The organism is Sphaerisporangium aureirubrum, from assembly GCF_042658925.1.
Lineage (GTDB): Bacteria > Actinomycetota > Actinomycetes > Streptosporangiales > Streptosporangiaceae > Sphaerisporangium > Sphaerisporangium aureirubrum.
This window is the reverse complement of the sequence record NZ_JBHSRF010000024.1, coordinates 85,156-102,318: the sequence shown is the minus strand read 5'-3', so window position 1 is coordinate 102,318 and position 17,163 is coordinate 85,156. Positions and strand designations below refer to the sequence as shown.

The following is a 17,163-nucleotide window of genomic DNA, read 5'->3' as shown; positions in this document are numbered from 1 at the left end:
AGCTGGCTATGACCATGGACATTCTCCGGTTCGCGACGGCGGGTTCGGTCGACGACGGCAAGAGCACGCTCGTCGGCCGCCTGCTGTACGACTCCAAATCGATCTTCGAAGACCAGCTGGACGCCGTGGAGCGCGCGAGCGTGGCGCGCGGCGGCGACCGGGTGGACCTGGCGCTGCTCACCGACGGCCTGCGCGCCGAACGCGAGCAGGGCATCACCATCGACGTCGCCTACCGCTACTTCGCGACGCCCCAGCGCAAGTTCATCATCGCCGACACCCCGGGCCACCTGCAGTACACCCGCAACATGGTGACAGGCGCGTCCACCGCCGACCTGGCCATCGTGCTGGTCGACGCGACCAAGGGCGTGCTGGAGCAGAGCCGCAGGCACGCCCTGCTGCTCAGCCTGCTCGGGGTGCCGCACATCGTGGTGTGCGTCAACAAGATGGACCTGGTCGGCTACAGCAGGGAGGTGTTCGAGCGCATCAAGCAGGAGTTCACCGCGTTCGCCGCCAAGCTGACCGTCAAGGACCTGACGTTCGTGCCGGTCTCCGCGCTCAACGGCGACAACGTGGTGACGCGTTCCGCCGAGATGGGCTGGCACGAGGGCGGGTCGCTGCTCCACCTGCTGGAGACCGCGCACATCGCCTCCGACCGCAACCTGGTCGACCTGCGGTTCCCCGTGCAGTACGTGATCAGGTCGGGCGAGGGCCGCGGCTACGCCGGCCAGATCGCGGGCGGCACGGTGCGGCCCGGCGACGAGGTGACGCACCTGCCGTCGGGCCTCACCACCCGCGTCACCGCGGTCGAGGCGCCCGGCGGGCCGGTGGACGAGGCGTTCGCCCCCATGTCGGTCTCCATCCGGCTGGCCGACGACCTGGACATCTCGCGCGGCGACATGCTGTGCCGCCCGCGCAACGTGCCCGCGGTCACCCAGGACCTGGACCTGATGGTGTGCTGGATGGGCGACCGGCCGATGTCGCCGCGCACCACGCTGACCGTCAAGCACACCACCCGCACCGCGCGGGCGCTGGTCGGCGACCTGCGGTACCGCCTGGACATCGACACCCTGCACCGCGACCCGGACGCCACCCGGCTGCACCGCAACGAGATCGGCCGCGTCGGCCTGCGGGTCACCACCCCTCTGTTCTGCGACCCCTACACCCGCAACCGCCTGACCGGCGGCGTCATCCTCATCGACGACGCCACCAACAGCACGGTGGCCGCGGGCATGATCACCGGCTTCGCCGGGATCGACTGAATTGAGTAGGCCCGCGCCCCGATGGAGTAGCGCGGGCCGCTGACCGGGCCGGGGGCGCCCGAATAGCGTCGTGACCACGGCGTTCCCCGGCGTCACACGTTTCCCCCGTTCTCACGTTCCGCCGGGCCGACCCGTGCCCGGCGCCTGGAAGGAGACCACGATGCCCACGCTGAAGCCCGCGGACCCCCAAGTCCTCGCGACCGCGGTCGCGGACTCCCTGGTGGTGGCCGCCGACCACGACGCCCCGCACTCGGGGCTCTACTACTGGGAGTGCGCCCGCCCCTGGACCGCCGCGGTGGTGGAGGCGATCGGGCGGGCGGAGGATCCGCGCGTCCGGGCCCTCGGCGAGAGCCTGATCGCCGACCCCGCCTGCCCCGGCAAGTACGAGGCGCTGCGCGCCGCGCTGTGCACGCCCGCCGCGCAGGGACCCGGCCTGGAGGCGCTGTTCGACCTGGCGTGGGAGGCCGAGTGCAACAACCGGCTCGGCCACCACGTCGGCGCCCGCTACGTCCGCGAGCCCGAGCTCGCGACGGTCACCCTGGAGGAGCTGCGCGCCCTGCCGCCCGGTGAGGGCCTGCCGCCCGGCGCCGACCCCGAGGTGCTGATCGTGGTGCCGTTCCGCGACCGCGACACCGGCGGCGTCCGGCTGCGCAACCTGATCTCGTGCCTGCTGTCGCTGCGCGACCAGTCCTATCCGCGTGCCTGCTACCGGGTGACGGTCGTGGAGTCCGACGCCGAGCCACGGTGGCGCGAGGTGATCGAGCCCTACGCCGACCACTACATGTTCGCCCCCAAGGCCGGCTCGTTCAACAAGTCGTGGGCGGTGAACGCCGGCGTGGTGAACAGCCCCGGACGGCCCGAGGTGATCTGCATCCTGGACGCCGACGTGCTGGCCGACCGCTGGTTCGTCGAGCGCAACGCCCGCCGTTTCGGGCGGCCCGGTGTCATGGGCCACCTCACCTACCGCAACATGCTGTGCCTGGACACCGTGTCCACCTCCCGGGCCATCCGCGAGCGGCTGCGCGACGGCGCCGGCGAGCCGGACCTCGACCACCTGCGCGGCTTCACGCTGCGCCGCGGCCCCGGCGCGTGCCTGTGGGTGCGCACCAGCGCGTTCCACCGCATCGGCGGCATGGACGAGCGCTACGAGGGCTGGGGCGGCGAGGACATCGACTTCAACTACCGCTTCGACTTCGCCAACGCCTACGACAGCTACGACGACACCCTGATCCACCTGCGCCACCCTCCGGCCTCGGCGCTGCGCACCGACGGCGAGCTGGTCAACGCGCACATCCCGCCGCTGAGCTGGCGCGCGGGCGAGGTCATCGGCCGGCTGGACCGCTTCGCGTCCGCGGCGGCGGGTGCGTCATGACCATCACCCGCATCGGCACCGACAGGATCGACCGCAACCTGGACCTGGCGGGCAAGCTGTACCAGCGCTCGATCTTCCCCGGCGTGGCCGACGTCGCGCACGGCCTGCGCCTGCCGTCCCCGCTGGTGGTGGACCTGGACCCGACCACGCTGTGCGACCTGGCCTGCCCCGAGTGCATCAGCTCCGGCGTGCTGCACAAGGGCCAGTTCTCCAAGGACCGCATCGTGCGGCTCGCCCACGAGCTGGCCGAGTCCAGCGTCAAGGCCGTGATCCTCATCGGCGGCGGCGAGCCGCTGATGCACCGCGCCATCGGCGCCATTATCGAGGTGCTGTACGAGGCCGGCATCCAGATCGGCCTGGTCACCAACGGCACGCTCATGGGCCACCACATGGACCGGCTGACCGAGATGGCCTCCTGGGTGCGGGTGTCGATGGACGCCGGCACCCTCGCGACCTACGACAAGTTCCGCCCGAGCCGCCGCAAGAGCAGCGTGTTCCCGCTGATCGTGCACAACATGCGGGAGTTCGCCGGGCGCAAGCGCGGCGCCCTCGGCTACTCGTTCCTGCTGATGCAGCGCTTCGACGCCGAGGGGCGGGTCACCGACACCAACTACCACGAGGTGTACGCCGCCGGGGCCCTCGCCAAGGACATCGGCTGCGACTACTTCGAGCTGAAGGCGATGCTCGACGACGACCACTTCACCGTCGGCCAGTCCCCCGGCGACATCGCGCTGGTGGAGGGGCAGCTCGCCCGGCTGCGGGAACTGGAGGACGACACCTTCCACCTGCTCGGCTCCTCCAACTGGGAGACGGTGCGGCGCGGCCTGGACCCGGTGCAGCCGAAGGACTACTCGACCTGCCACATCGCCGAGCTGCGCACCACCGTGACCCCCAACGGCGTCTTCGTGTGCCCCTACCACCGGGGCAACCAGGCCGCCAAGCTCGGCGACCTGGACGACGACACGTCGTTCGCGGAGCTGTGGGCGCGGGCCGACACCACCGTGGTGAACCCCGGCCGCGACTGCCGGTTCCACTGCGCCAGGCACCAGGCCAACGTGGAGATCGCCGCGCTGCCCGGCCGCCCCGGACCGGTGCGGCTCGTCGACGACTTCGACCCGTTCATCTAGAGGCGGCCGACCATGCGTATCGCGGTCATCGGCGCGGGGCCCGCGGGCCTCACCGGCGCCAAGCAGGCGATGGAGTACGGCCACGACGTCGTGGTGTACGAGAAGCACGACGACGTGGGCGGCATCTGGAACCCGGCGTCGCTCGGCGCCTACGAGGGCGTGCGCACCCAGACCTCGCGCGACTGCCTGCCGTTCTCCGACTTCCCCTTCCCCGCCGCCGGGCCGGGCGAGGACGAGTTCCCCTCGGTGGCGGGGATGCACGCCTACCTGCGGGCCTACGCCGAACGGTTCGGCGTGCTCCCGGCGATCCGGTCCGGGCACGAGGTGGTCCGGGTCCACCGGCCCGGCGACCGGTGGCGCGTCACGGCGCGCCACCGGGGCCGGGACGTCACCGAGGCGTTCGACGCCGTGATGGTGGCCAACGGCGAGCTGTGGCGGCCGAAGGGCCTGCCCGGCGCGCCCGCCGAGCCGCGCGGGTTCCACCTGATGACCGCCAAGGACTACCGCCGCCCGCGGGACCTGCGCGGGCGGCGGGTCCTGGTGGCCGGCGGCGGCGTCAGCGGCGCGGACATCGCCGCCGAGCTGGCGGGCGAGGCCGCGTCGGTGGACTGGGCGGTGCGCGGGCGCGCGCTGTTCCTGCCCCGGGTGTGCGGGGACGTCCCGAACGACCTGCTGTTCTCCTACATCGGCCGGGTCGCGCTGGAGGAGATGCCCTTCGGTGAGTACCTGGCGTTCCTCGCCGGGCTGATGCCGGACTACATGCGGATGTACCGGGCCACGGGCCTGCTGCCGGAAGATGGCTTCCACGGCGCGGTGCACGTCAACGACCGCATCGTCCCGGCGGTGCACCGCGGCGAGGTGCGCCCCCGGGCGGCCCTGTCGCGGCTCGGCGAGGGCGGCGTCGCGGTGTTCGAGGACGGCGGCACCGGTCGCTACGACACGGTGATCACGTGCCTCGGCTACGAGCCGCCCGACTACGGGTTCGTCGACGGGCTGCGCCAGGAGGACCTGTACGAGCACTTCTTCCACCGCGGCGACACCACGCTGATGGTGATCAACACCCCGGTGGCCACCGACGCGTTCGGCACCGCGTGCCCCTATTTCGAGGCGGTCGCGGGCTGGGCGCTGGCGGTGCTGTCGGGGAAGGCGGAGCTGCCAGGGCCGCTGAGCAGGGCCGCCTGGTGCGAAAAGCACCTTCCCGCCCGGCGACGTTATTACGACTGCTGGCTGGAAAGTATCCGGATCGGTCTCGCCGGCGGGACGCTGCCGGATCCGGCCACGCACTTCGGCGACTACTGGCGGCTGGTCTCCAGTGCCGTGGTCCCCGCGAACCTGTCCCCCTCCGGCGCCCCGGAAGCGAGGCCGGCCCCGTGCGACGCGCTGTTCGACCTCACCGCGCTGAAGCACCGCGTGCTCGCCGCGCTGCCCCTGTCCACCCGGGACGCGCTGCTCGCCGCGGGCCGGATCGGCCCGGACGACCACCTCGGCTCGCTGGGCGTGCCACCGCGACGGCGGATCGAGCCGTGGCTGCCCTATCGGCAACTCACCGGGGCGGGCTAGCCCCCGCCGGCCACGCCCCGCCCACCTAAGGAGACATCGTGCACCCCACGAAGACCGGTGGCCTGAGGATCTTCATGGACGGCTCCGTCACCCGCCTCGCGGCCGCCACGGCGATGATCGGCGTGGGCGGCGCGATGGTGGTCCCCACCGTCAGCCTGTTCCTGTCCGACGTGATCGGCGCGACCCCGCTCATGATCGGCGCGTTCGTCGCCGGGCGCGCGGTCGCCGAGATCAGCGCCGACCTCGGGGTGGGGGTGCTGTCGGACCGGCTCGGCAACCGCCGGCTCGTCCTCGCCGTCTGCTCGGTCTTCGCCGCCGCCGGCGCCCTGTCCTACTTCACCCTGCGCGACTACTGGCTGCTGCTGGTCTGCTCGGCGGTGTTCTTCGGCCTCGGCGGCACCACCTTCCCGCAGCTGTACGCCTACACGCGGGAGTTCGCCGAGGCCCGCGACCACCCGGTGACCTTCTTCAGCTCGACGCTGCGCTCGGTCACCTCGCTGGCCTGGATCCTCGGCCCGCCGCTGGCTTTCGGCCTGATCGCCGCCGTCGGCTTCGGCAACATGTACCTCGTGGCCGCCGCGCTGTACCTCGGCGGGGCGCTGATCTGCTTCTGGGGCCTGCCCGACGTGAGCCGCCGCAAGGCCCCGGCCGTCGTGGACGGCCCCGGCGCGGCGGCCGTGGAGGCGGGCGCCCCCGGGGCGGTCGCCACCGAGGTGCGCGCCCCCGCCCCCGTGGGCAGCCCGTTCGCCGGCCTCACCCCCAAGGTGAAGGCCCTGCTGGTCGTCATCGTGCTGCTCATCACCGTGAACTGCATGTACGCCATCGACATCGCGCTGTTCATCACCAAGGACCTGGGCTTCGACGCGGGCTTCACCGGGCTGGTACTCGGCCTCGCCTCGGCGCTGGAGGTCCCGGCGATGGTGTACATCGGCGCCAAGGCCGACCGGCTCGGCCACTGGCGGGTCATCATGGGGGCCGCGCTGTGCGCCACCCTGTTCTTCTGCCTGCTGCCGCTGGCGACGACCAAGCTCGCGCTGCTGCTGCTGCAGATCCCGAACGCGCTCTGGACGGCCGTCGCGATGAGCATCCCGGTGACCGTCCTTCAGGACTCCATGCCCGACCGCCCCGGGGTCGCCTCGTCGCTGTACTCCAGCGCCTTCAAGACCGGCATCTTCCTCGGCGGAATCCTGACCGGGCTGATCGCGCAGTGGGTGGGTTTCACCAATGTCTTCTGGGCCTGCGCGGCGCTCTCGGCGGCCGCGCTGCTCTCCATGCTCCTCAGGAGGAAAGCATGAACTCCACACCGCCGCGGTGCAGCGTGGTCGTCCCGACCTACAACCGGTCCCGGCTGCTGCGCCTCACCCTGAACTCGCTGGCGCGCCAGACGCTGCCGCCCGGGTCGTTCGAGGTCCTGGTGGTCGACGACGGCTCGTCCGACGACACCGCCGACGTGGCGCGCGAGTACGCCGGGCGGCTGGACCTGCGGTACTTCCACCAGGAGGACCTCGGGTACCGGGTGGCCAAGGCCCGCAACACAGGCATCGCCCACGCGCGGGCGGAGGTCTGCGTGTTCGTGGACTCCGGCGTGCTGCTCGGGGAGGACACCCTGCGCGCCTACCTGGCCGAGCACGAGCACCGGGCCGGGCCGGTCGCGGTGGTGGGCTACGTGTTCTGCTTCAACGAGGACAACGAGGACGGCGCGCTGATGGAGCGGGCCATCGACGTGCGCGACCCCGACGCGACCATCCGGGAGCTGCGCGGGCTCGGCAAGTGGGTGGACATCCGCGAGGAGTTCTACGCGCGCTACGGCGACGACATCGGGTCCCTGCCCGCGCCGTGGCTGATCTACTGGACGTGCAACGTGTCGGCGCCCACCGCGCTGCTGCGCCAGATCGGCGGGTTCGACGAGGCGTTCACCAGCTGGGGCGGCGAGGACGTGGAGCTCGGCTACCGGCTGTTCCGGGCGGGCGCCCGGTTCGTGCTGGGCCGGGACGCCGTGGCCGTCCACCACCCGCACGAGAAGAGCTACGAGGACAACGTCGCCGGGGCCGCCGCCAACTATCGCTACATGGCCGCCAAGTACGACACCCCGATCATGCGCCTGGTCACCGGCAACCATTTCTTCGCCATCAACGACGTGATCCGGGAGAACGGCCTGCCGTCGTGCGCCGACTACCTCGCGGCCCGTGCCGCCGCGCCCGCGGCGACGGCCGTGGAGATCATGGAGGCCGTTGAGGCGACGGCGGCGCTGGACGCCGCGACCGCCGGGGACTCCCTGGACGTCCTGGACGCTCTGGACGCCATGGATCCCGTGGAGGCCCTGGCGGCCGTGGCGGGCATCGAGGTCGTGGAGTCGTTGACGGGCCTCGGGGGCCCGGCGCCGCAGGTGGTGGAGCATGCGGGGTGAGCCCGGGCACGGGCCCGTACTGGTGTTCGCGCCGCACCCCGACGACGAGGTCATCGCCTGCGGCGGCGTCGTCGCCCGGCTGGCCGCGGCGGGCGTGCCCGTGACGATCGTGTTCGCCACCGACGGGTCGCGGTCGCACAGCGCGGTGCTCGGCATCGAGGCCGACCCCTCCCCCGCCGAGCTGGCGGTGATCCGCCGCGGCGAGGCCAAGGCCGCCGCCAAGGCCCTCGGCCTCGGGCCGGGGGACGTGGTGTGGCTCGGCCACACCGACACCCTGCTGTCGGAGACGATGCCCCGGTTCCGCGCCGAGGTGACCGCCCTGCTGCGGGACCGCGCGGACGTCGCCGAGGTGTACCTGCCGCACGAGGTGCGCGAGCTGAACGCCGACCACCGGCTGACCGGCGAGGCCGTGGCGGACGCCCTGGCGGACCTCGGCCTGACGCCCCGGCTGCGCAGGTACGTGGTGTGGGACGAGGACACCGAGGCCGCGTTCGCCTTCACCAACCGCGTCGCGCCGGACCGCCCGGCCCCCGAGGGGGAACGCCCGGCCCGCACCGACGTGTCGGCGTGGCTGGAGCGCAAGCGGGCCGCGCTGGAGGAGCACCGCACCCAGGTGACGCTGTTCTCCCCCGCGCAGGACCGCCCGGTGGTCCCCGAGGAGTTCGCGCGCCGGGTGCTCGCCCGCCGCGCCGAGGAGTTCTGGATCGTGCCCCGCGACATGACGCCCGGCTTCCGGTACGCCCCTGAGGCGGCCGGGGCACCCGAAGGGAACCGGAGATGAGCGAGCGCACCGGCCCGGCGGAGGCGCCCGGGATCCCCGGGCTGGCGTACCTGGCCGGATGGCCGAGGGTGCGCTCGGCCTTCGGCACGGACCCGGAGGTCGAGGAGCGGGTCCGGGACATCGTGCGGCAGATGACGCTGGAGGAGAAGCTCGGCCAGATGATCCAGCCGGAGCTGGCCGAGCTGACCCCGGAGGACGCCCGCGAGTACAAGATCGGCTCGGCGCTGAACGGCGCGGGCATCTGGCCGGACGGCGACCGGCGCGCCGAGGTCAAGCGGTGGGTGGAGACGGTCGACGCGTACTGGGAGGCCGTGGAGGAGGCCTACGCCGACCGGCCGTTCCGGGTGCCGTTCATGTGGGCGACCGACGCGGTGCACGGGCACAACAACGTGCACGGCGCCACGATCTTCCCGCACAACATCGGCCTCGGCGCCGCCCGCGACCCCGGCCTGGTGCGCAGGATCGGCGAGGCCACCGCGCGCGAGATCGCCGCCACCGGGATGGACTGGACCTTCGCCCCCACCGTCACCACGCCGCGCGACCGCCGCTGGGGCCGCCACTACGAGGGCTACTCCGAGGACCCCGAGGTGGTGCACGCCTACGCGCGCGCCATGGTGGCCGGCCTGCAGGGCGGCGCCGCGGACCTGACCGGGGACACGCGCGTCGTCTCCACCATCAAGCACTGGATCGCCGACGGCGCCACGGCCGAGGGCGTGGACCGCGGCGTGGCACGCTGCCCGGAGGAGCTGCTGCGCAACATCCACGCGCGGGGGTTCCTGTCCGGCATCGAGGCGGGCGCCCAGGCGGTGATGGCGTCGTTCAGCGGCTGGGAGGACCCCGCCAACTACGACCACACCCCCGGCGGCCCCGCGCCGTACAACCACAAGGTGCACGGCAGCCGGTACCTGATCACCGACGTGCTGAAGGACGCCGTCGGCTTCGACGGCATCGTCATCAGCGACTGGGACGCGCACGCCGAGGTGGCGGGCTGCACCCTCGGCGACGCCGGGTACGCGATCAACGCCGGGCTCGACGTGCTGATGGTCGCGGGCCGGGACGCCTGGCGGTCGGTGTACCGCACCGCCCGCGACCAGGTGGTCGCCGGGATCATCCCGATGTCGCGGATCGACGACGCGGTGACGCGGGTGCTGCGGGTCAAGGCGCGCGCCGGGCTGTGGGACAAGCCGCGCCCGAGGGAGCGGTCCCTCGCCGGGGACGAGTCGGTGCTCGGCCACCCCGGCCACCGCGCCCTGTCCCGCGAGGCGGTGCGCAAGTCGCTGGTCCTGCTGAAGAACGACGGCGGCGTGCTGCCGCTGTCCCCCGGCGCGCGGGTGCTGGTGACCGGCGGCGGCGCCGACGACATCAGCAAGCAGGCCGGGGGCTGGACCATCAGCTGGCAGGGCCACGACGTCGACATGTCCGACCTGCCCGGCGCCACGACGCTCGCCATGGCGGTGCGCGCGGTGACCGGCGAGGAGCGCTGCCGGGTGGACCCCTACCTGGAGCACACCGACCCCCGGGAGTTCGACGTGGCGGTGGTCGCCGTCGGGGAGGACTCCTACGCCGAGATGCGCGGCACCATCAAGCCGTGGGGCACCGTGGAGTACGCCGCGCTCAAGCGGTCCTACGCCCGCGACCTCGCGACCCTGCGGGCGCTGCGGGAGGCCGGGGTGCCGGTGGTGACGGTGATGTTCACCGGCCGGCCGCTGTACGTCACCGAGGAGATCAACCTGTCGGACGCCTTCGTGGTGGCGTGGCTGCCCGGGACCGAGGGCGGAGGGATCACCGACGTGCTGTTCGCCGGGGAGGACGACGCGCCGCGCCACGACTTCCAGGGACGGCTCACCTTCGGCTGGCCGCGGAGCAAGCGGTCGATGAGCGTCAACCGGATCCCGCCGCACATCCCCGGCTACCGGGTGCCGCCCGAGGAGCAGGCCCCCGAGGGCGAGCACGCCCCGCTGTTCCCCTACGGCTTCGGGCTGTCGCTGCGCGACACCGCGCACACCGGCACGCTGCCGGTGGACCCCGGCCGCCCCGAGCCCCCCGCTCCCCCGGCCACCGGTCCGCTGGAGGTGCTCGGCGCCCGGTCGGGCGGCGGGTACGTCATGCGGACCGGCGGCCACAACACCTGGTCGCGGGAGGATCTGTCCCTGGAGGGGCCCACCTCCACGCTGATCGTCGAGTCCCGGCCGGTGGACCACCCGGGCGGCGGTCCCGCGCTGTCGCTGGACTTCCAGGGGTACATCGCGTTCGTCTACGCCGAGGACGCCGGCGGGCGGCCCGCCGACCTGCGCGGCCACGCGGAGGCGGGCGGCCGGGTGGCGTTCGACGCGCGCGTCGCCGAGCCGCCGGAGCTGCCGATGTACCTGTGCTGCCACGACGACTACCCAGGGCAGCCGGGCGTGGACGTGGCGCCCCTGCTGCGCGCCCTGCCGCCCGGGGAGTGGCGCACCGTGACCGTGCCGCTGGCCGAGCTGGAGCGGGCCGGCACCCGGCTGCGGCACGTGGACGTGCCGTTCATGCTCTACACCGAGGGCCGGGCCCGGCTGGACGTCGGCGAGGTCCGCTGGCCGACCGGCTGACCGGCACCGGCCGCGGACCGGAAACCGTGGCCGGCGAAAGGACGGCGGGAGCGCGAACTCCCGCCGTCCAGTCATGTTAGAAGTAAAATTTCAAGACCCGCATGCTTACGCACCGTTGGCGGAGACACATACGCTTTGCGTAGTCAGCCGGAGATCAACCTGAGCCCCAGGAGGTCGGGACCCGCAGGTGCGTACTCTGAAGGTCCTCCTCGCCGAGGACGTGCACATGGTACGCGGGGCGCTGGTGGCCCTGCTGGAGCTGGAGCCGGACCTGACCGTCGTGGCCCAGGTCGACCGGGGCGACACGATCGTGGCGGCCGCGATGGAGCACCGGCCGGACGTGGCGGTCATCGACATCGACCTGCCGGGCATGGACGGGCTGACGGCCGCCGCGCTGCTGCGTGAGCGGCTGCCCACCTGCCGCGCCCTCATCCTGACCAGCCTCGGCCGGCCGGGCACGGTGCGGCGGGCGCTGGCCGCCCACGTGTCGGGGTTCATCCTGAAGGACGCGCCGCCCGACCACCTGGCCGAGGCGGTGCGCAACGTGGCGTCCGGCAAGCGGGTCATCGACCCGCAGCTGGCGCTGAGCGCCTGGGACGTCGGGGACAACCCGCTGTCGGAGCGCGAGCTTCAGGTGCTGCGGCTGGCCGCGCAGGGCGCCGAGGCGGCCGAGATCGCCGCCACGCTGCACCTGTCCGCGGGGACGGTGCGCAACTACCTGACGACGATCGTCATGAAGCTGAACGCGCGCAACCGCGTGGACGCCATCCGCATCGCCACCGAAGCGGGCTGGGTGCCCTGAGGAACCGGCCCCCGCGGCCACGCGCGAACCGGCCGCCCCCGCTCGGCGGGAGCGGCCGGTGCCGGCCGTGCGGGCGGTGCCCTCTCACGCGCTCACCGCGGTGACCAGGCGCTCGGCGTCGGCCGCCTCCGACGGCTCGCGTGACAGCTCGGCCTCGCCGAGCGCGGTGACGATGACCGCCTCGGCGGCCGCGGCCAGGGCGCGGGCCAGCAGCGGGTCGATGACCCGGTTCCACAGCGGCACCCCGAGGTCGAACCGCAGCTCGAACGTCACCTGGCACGTGTCGCCGCCGCCCGGCCCCGGGGGCTCGGGCTGGAAGCGCCAGGCGCCGGACAGCCGGGCCAGGTCGCCGTCCTCCTGCTCGAACACGATGCCGGGCCGCTCGGGGAACACCTCCTCGATCTGGCGCCAGCGCACCGTGCCGGACCGGAACGGCAGCGCCCACTCGCTGACGCGCCGCTCCCCGTGACCGGCCACGGCCTCGCGCTCGATCCGCACCGTGCCCACCTCACGCGGCAGCGTCTCGCACCAGCCGCCGTCCGCGAGGCGGCGCAGCGCCTCCCTGGCGTCCAGCCGGACCCGGGCCCGCACACCTACCTTGCCCATCTCACGCCTCCCTTCCAGGCGCACCGTCCCCGCCCCGGCGGCCGGGGCCGGCCGAGACGCCCTGCAGGTGCGTGGTCCTGATCATCATGTAGGTGGCCTCGCCGAACACACCGCCGGTGAGCCCGGTCCCGCCGTGGGAGGGCATGTAGGGGAAGAACCCGCAGTGGGACGTGTCGTTGACCTTGAGCATTCCGCCGTTGACCACGCCGTCGACGAAGCGGCCGACGACCCGCTCGTCCGCGGCCCACAGCGAGTTGCGCAGGCCGTAGGCGTTGGAGTTGACGAACGTGATGACGTCCTCCAGCAGCCGGTCGTCCGGGACGTCCGGCTCGGGCACCACCACGGGCAGCAACGGGAAGAAGGTCTCCTCCCGCACCGCGTCCACCTCGCCGGCGCCGGCGAGGCCGTCGATCCGCACCACCGTGGGCTCGGCGAAGAACCCGGTGTCCGACACCGAGCCGTCCACGTCGAGGCGGCGCCCGCCGCACACCAGCCTGCCGCCCTTGCGCAGCGCGTCGGCGGTGACGGAGAAGAAGCCGTCCATGGCGAGCACGGGCGTGAGCATCACACCCTCCTCGTCGGGGTAGCCGGGCCGGATCCCGGCCGCCGCGACGGCCAGCCGCTCGATCAGCTCGTCGGCGATCGCCGGGTGGGCGATCACGCGGTTGGGGACGTTGCAGATCTGGCCGGAGGAGTTGAACGCCTCCACCAGGGCGCCGGCCGCCATGTCGAGGTCGGCGTCGCGCCACACGACTGCGCAGTCGTTGCCGGCCAGCTCCAGGATGGGCTTCTTGCCCGCCGCGACGCAGTCGTTCTGGAAGGCCATGCCCTTCTCGGTGCCGCCGAAGTAGATGATGTCGTCGACGTGCTCGCTGCCGAGCCACTCCTCCATCATCGGCGGCCCGCAGACCGCGTTCAGGGTGCCGGCGGGGGCGCCGACCTCGTCCAGGGCGGGGGCGATGATCTCGCGCACCGCGTACATGGAGCCGAGGGGGATGCTGCGCGGCGCGCGGATCACCACGGTGTTGCCCGACAGCAGGGCGAAGGCGCCGTAGATGGTGTTGGAGTGCGGGGCGTTCTGCGGCGGCGCGACGCACACCACGCCGTCCGGGCGGCGCCGCATGGTCAGGTGGCGCCCGGCGTAGGAGAACTCGCGGTGCAGCAGCTCGGCGCACCAGCCGAGGGTCTCGGGGCTGAGGGTGTGCATCAGGCCGTCGATCTCCCACTCCGAGACCGTCCGCGGGCGGCCCTCGGCGACCATGATGTCGACGAACTCGGTGCGCACGTCGGACAGGCGCTTGCGGATGAGCTCGCCGAGCCGCAGCCGCAGGTCCAGGGGCGTCCTGGCCCACTGGGGGGCGGCGGCCGCGGCGGCGGCGAGCGCCTGCTGGACGGTCTCGGGGCCGGCCAGCGCGCACCGTCCGGCGAGGCCGGGGCCCGCGTCGGCCGGGTCGAGCTCGCCGAGCTCCAGCATGCGCTTGCGCCGGATGGCCGCCAGGTCGTTCTCCAGCACCGAGCGGGCGGTCATCACGTAGATGTGCCGCTCGGAATCCACGTCCCGGCCCGCCACATAGGACGGATAGGAACGGTAGGGCGGTGTGCCTGGTGCGCCCATCGGGTGTCTCCTCTCATCGGATGCTCGGATGCGCCGCCGTCCCGCCCTGCACCGGACGGGACGGCGGCTCGGTGGCGAACCGAGGTCGGGGCCTTCTCCGGCCGGATCGGGGCGGGCCGGGGGACCGTTCGCTTCTGGGGGCAGGGGTCAGGGGGCGTGCTCGCGGCCGAGGAACTCGCGGGCGATGACCAGCTTGGTGGCGCCCGCGGTGCCGTCGCCGAGCTGCGTGCCGATCACGTCGCGCAGCCGCCGCGCCAGCGGCCGGTCCTCCGACCAGCCGAAGTGGCCGAGGGTGAGCAGCGCCTGGTGGGCCGCGTCCACCGAGGCCCTCGGGCCCCACCACTTGGCCATGTTGGCCGGGACGCGGTGCGGGAGCCCGGCGTCGTTGCGCCACAGCGCCTCGTAGGCGACCAGCCGGGCGCCGTGCAGGTACGTCGCGTGCTCCACCAGCGGGAACGACACGCCCTGGAAGCGGCCGAGCGACTGGCCGAACGCCTCACGGGTGCGGCAGTGCTCGAAGGCGTCCTCGATGGAGGCGCCCGCGGCGGCCACGGCCATCAGGGCGATCAGCGCGCGGGAGTAGTCGAAGCCGCGCATGCCCTGCACGAAGCCGAGGCCGGTGCCGCCGACCACCTGGCCGGCGCCGACGGGCAGCCCGTCGAAGACCAGGGTCGACCGGCCGCCGGAGCGGTTGCCGAGGGAGGGCAGCGTGGTGCGGGTGACGTACCGCTCGTCCAGGGGGGTGTAGAAGGCGGTGACGCCGCGCGAGCGGGGCTCGGGGCCGGTGCGGGCGAAGACCAGGCCGTGCGTGGCGAAGCCGCCGATCATGATGGAGGTCTTCTCGCCGGTCAGCCGCCAGCCGTCGCCGTCGGGCTCGGCCTTCAGCTCCAGGCCGGCGGCGTCGGTGCCGTGCCCGCGCTCGGTCATGCACACCGCGACGATCGCCTCGCCGCGGGCTATCTCCGGCAGCCACGCGGCCTTCTGGGTGTCGTCGCAGTTGGCGTTCAGCACGCCGGCGACCAGCGCGGCGTTCAGCACCGGGTAGCAGGCGGTGATGTCGCCGCGGGCCAGTTCCTCCAGCACGACGCCGGTGCCGACCGCGTCCAGGTCCAGGCCGCCGTACTCGGCGGGGACGCGCAGCCCGAAGTAGCCCTCGGCCGCCATGTCGGCGAGCAACTCGGGAGGGATGCGGCCGTCCAGGTCGAACCCGGCCGCGGCGGGGGCGAGGCGGCCGTCGACGAACGCGCGCACCTTCCCGGCCAGGGCCTCCTGCTCAGCAGAGAAGAGAAAGTCCATGGGTCCTCATTCCGCCTCGAGCCGCTCGCGCAGCAGGAACTTCTGCACCTTGCCGGAGGGCGTCCTCGGCAGGCCGTCGACGATCAAGATCCGTTCGGGCCAGTACTGCTTGGCCATGTCCAGCCCGTCCAGGTGGGCCCGCAGGTCGTCCATGGCCGGGGCCGCGCCGTCCGGGACGATGACGGCGCAGGCCCGCTCCCCCATCCGGTCGTCGGCGTAGCCGACCACGGCCACGTCCTGGATGCCCGGGTGGCGCAGCAGCGCGGCCTCCACCTCCACGACCGGGACCTTGACCCCGCCGCGCGAGATCACGTCCTTGACGCGGCCGGCGATGCGGATGCCGCCGTAGCCGTCGTCCCTGGCCAGGTCGCCGGTGTCGAACCAGCCGTCGGGGGTCAGCGACTCGGCATACAGCTCGGGGCGGCGGTAGTAGCCGAGGCACTGGTTGGCGCCGCGCACCTGAAGGTTCCCGGTGCCGCCGGGGGCGACCGGCTCGCCGGTCTCGCCGTCGACGATCCGGACCTCCATGCCGGGCACCGGCGTGCCGTCGCTCTCGGCGGCCCGCATCGGCGGGTCCTGCGGGCGGGTGACGGTGACGCAGCCGTTCTCCGTCATGCCCCACAGCGCGTACAGGCGGCAGCCGAGCACGTCGCGGGACTGCTCCACCAGCACCGGCGGGATGGGGGCGCTGCCGGTCGCGAAGATCCTCAGCGACGACAGGTCCCGCGGGGTGTCGCGCTGCGCGCGGATGAGGTCCATCAGGAACGGCGGCGCGCCCATGAAGAACGTCACCCGCTCCTGTTCGATGATGTCCAGCATCCGCACCGGGTCCCAGGCGTCCATCTGGACGGCGGTGGCGCCGAGCAGGAGCGGCATGATGAAGTTCCAGGTGTAGCCCGCCTGCAGCGTGGTGGGCGAGCCCATCGCGGTGACCTCGTCCTCGGTGAGGCCGAGCACGTCGATCTGCGACTGGTTGGTGGCGCGCAGCGTGTTGTGGGTGTGCACGACGCCCTTGGGCTCGCCGGTCGTGCCCGAGGTGAACATGATCTGGGCGATGTCGTCGGGGCCGGCCTCCAGGGCGTCCAGCGCGCCGGGGGTCAGCTCGCGCTCCCACGGGCGGCCGAGCAGGTCGAGGTCGAAGTCCAGCGCGGAGGGGTCGCCCGCCTCGGCGGCGCCGAGCAGCACCCGGCGGCGCAGCGTGGGGACGGCCGCGGCGACCTCGGCGCTCATCCCGGCGAAGGAGAAGCCCTTCAGCCGCGCCGGGCCGATGTACAGGGGGCTGCCGGTCAGGCCGGTCATGTACTCCACCTCGCGGCGGCGCATGATCGTCGCCACCGGTCCCGCCACCGCGCCGGCCCTGGCGCAGGCGAGGATCAGCGCGACCAGCTGCCAGGAGTTGGGCAGTTGCAGGGTGACCACGTCGCCGCGCCGCACCCCGAGGCCCACCAGCCCCGCGGCGAGGCGTTCGACCACCGCGGCCAGTTCGGCGTAGGTCAGGCGCTCGGGCGGGCGGCCGTCGCCGTAGCGGCACACCACGGCGGCGCGATCGGGGAAGCGCGACACCGCGTCGCGCAGGTCGTCGGCGAGGGTCCGGTCGCGCCACACCCCCTCGGCCCGGAAGCGCTCACCGGCCAGTTCCAGTACCGGAGCCATGATCCGTTCCTTCCATGCGGGCGGCTTTGACTAATAGGGCAATGTCCGGCCGGATGGACTTCGCAGGTCCAAATGCAGTTCACCACGCTTTTCCGGCGCTTTT

General features: G+C 73.1%; 13 protein-coding genes. 9 read left to right on the top strand and 4 right to left on the bottom strand.

Annotation, left to right across the window (positions count from 1 at the left end):
• Positions 1 to 8: 8 nt before the first annotated feature.
• The 9 genes from ACFP1K_RS18255 (at position 9) to ACFP1K_RS18215 (ending at position 11,890) form a co-directional block, all read left to right on the top strand.
• Positions 9 to 1,259 (top strand): sulfate adenylyltransferase subunit 1, encoded by a 1,251-nt coding sequence (locus ACFP1K_RS18255; protein WP_380754526.1) that lies wholly within the window; start codon positions 9 to 11, stop codon positions 1,257 to 1,259.
• Between the two features lie 160 nt (positions 1,260 to 1,419).
• Entirely contained in the window at positions 1,420 to 2,631 is a 1,212-nt protein-coding gene (locus tag ACFP1K_RS18250; protein ID WP_380754524.1) for a glycosyltransferase, read from the top strand.
• Positions 2,628 to 3,758, top strand: a complete 1,131-nt coding sequence (locus tag ACFP1K_RS18245) for a radical SAM protein (protein ID WP_380754522.1) — start codon at positions 2,628 to 2,630, stop codon at positions 3,756 to 3,758. The genes ACFP1K_RS18250 and ACFP1K_RS18245 overlap by 4 nt, the downstream gene beginning before the upstream one ends.
• Positions 3,759 to 3,770: 12 nt before the next feature.
• Positions 3,771 to 5,318 (top strand): flavin-containing monooxygenase, encoded by a 1,548-nt coding sequence (locus ACFP1K_RS18240; RefSeq protein WP_380754519.1) that lies wholly within the window; start codon positions 3,771 to 3,773, stop codon positions 5,316 to 5,318.
• 38 nt (positions 5,319 to 5,356) lie between these two features.
• Entirely contained in the window at positions 5,357 to 6,613 is a 1,257-nt protein-coding gene (locus ACFP1K_RS18235) for a sugar efflux transporter (RefSeq protein WP_380754517.1), read from the top strand.
• A complete protein-coding gene (locus ACFP1K_RS18230) occupies positions 6,610 to 7,725 on the top strand; it encodes a glycosyltransferase (RefSeq protein WP_380754514.1) in 1,116 nt (371 codons plus the stop codon). Before ACFP1K_RS18235 ends, ACFP1K_RS18230 begins: the two co-directional genes overlap by 4 nt.
• On the top strand, positions 7,715 to 8,506 hold the full coding sequence (locus ACFP1K_RS18225) for a PIG-L deacetylase family protein (RefSeq protein ID WP_380754512.1): 792 nt from the start codon (positions 7,715 to 7,717) through the stop codon (positions 8,504 to 8,506). Before ACFP1K_RS18230 ends, ACFP1K_RS18225 begins: the two co-directional genes overlap by 11 nt.
• Positions 8,503 to 11,088 (top strand): glycoside hydrolase family 3 protein, encoded by a 2,586-nt coding sequence (locus ACFP1K_RS18220; protein WP_380754509.1) that lies wholly within the window; start codon positions 8,503 to 8,505, stop codon positions 11,086 to 11,088. The genes ACFP1K_RS18225 and ACFP1K_RS18220 overlap by 4 nt, the downstream gene beginning before the upstream one ends.
• 187 nt (positions 11,089 to 11,275) lie before the next feature.
• Entirely contained in the window at positions 11,276 to 11,890 is a 615-nt protein-coding gene (locus ACFP1K_RS18215; RefSeq protein ID WP_380754506.1) for a response regulator transcription factor, read from the top strand.
• 84 nt (positions 11,891 to 11,974) lie between these two features.
• On the opposite strand, the gene ACFP1K_RS18210 is transcribed toward ACFP1K_RS18215, so the two are convergent.
• The 4 genes from ACFP1K_RS18210 to ACFP1K_RS18195 all read right to left on the bottom strand — a co-directional run bounded on the left by ACFP1K_RS18210 (position 11,975) and on the right by ACFP1K_RS18195 (position 17,060).
• Positions 11,975 to 12,496 (bottom strand): SRPBCC family protein, encoded by a 522-nt coding sequence (locus ACFP1K_RS18210; RefSeq protein WP_380754503.1) that lies wholly within the window; start codon positions 12,494 to 12,496, stop codon positions 11,975 to 11,977.
• Between the two features lies 1 nt (position 12,497).
• The gene (locus ACFP1K_RS18205) at positions 12,498 to 14,111 is read right to left on the bottom strand and encodes an aldehyde dehydrogenase family protein (RefSeq protein WP_380754500.1); all 1,614 of its coding nucleotides are present in this window, start codon (positions 14,109 to 14,111) and stop codon (positions 12,498 to 12,500) included.
• A gap of 147 nt (positions 14,112 to 14,258) precedes the next feature.
• Positions 14,259 to 15,407, bottom strand: coding sequence for an acyl-CoA dehydrogenase family protein (locus tag ACFP1K_RS18200; RefSeq protein WP_380754497.1), 1,149 nt, complete (start codon positions 15,405 to 15,407; stop codon positions 14,259 to 14,261).
• Positions 15,408 to 15,413: 6 nt separating this feature from the next.
• Positions 15,414 to 17,060, bottom strand: coding sequence for an AMP-binding protein (locus tag ACFP1K_RS18195; protein WP_380754494.1), 1,647 nt, complete (start codon positions 17,058 to 17,060; stop codon positions 15,414 to 15,416).
• Positions 17,061 to 17,163: the final 103 nt, after the last annotated feature.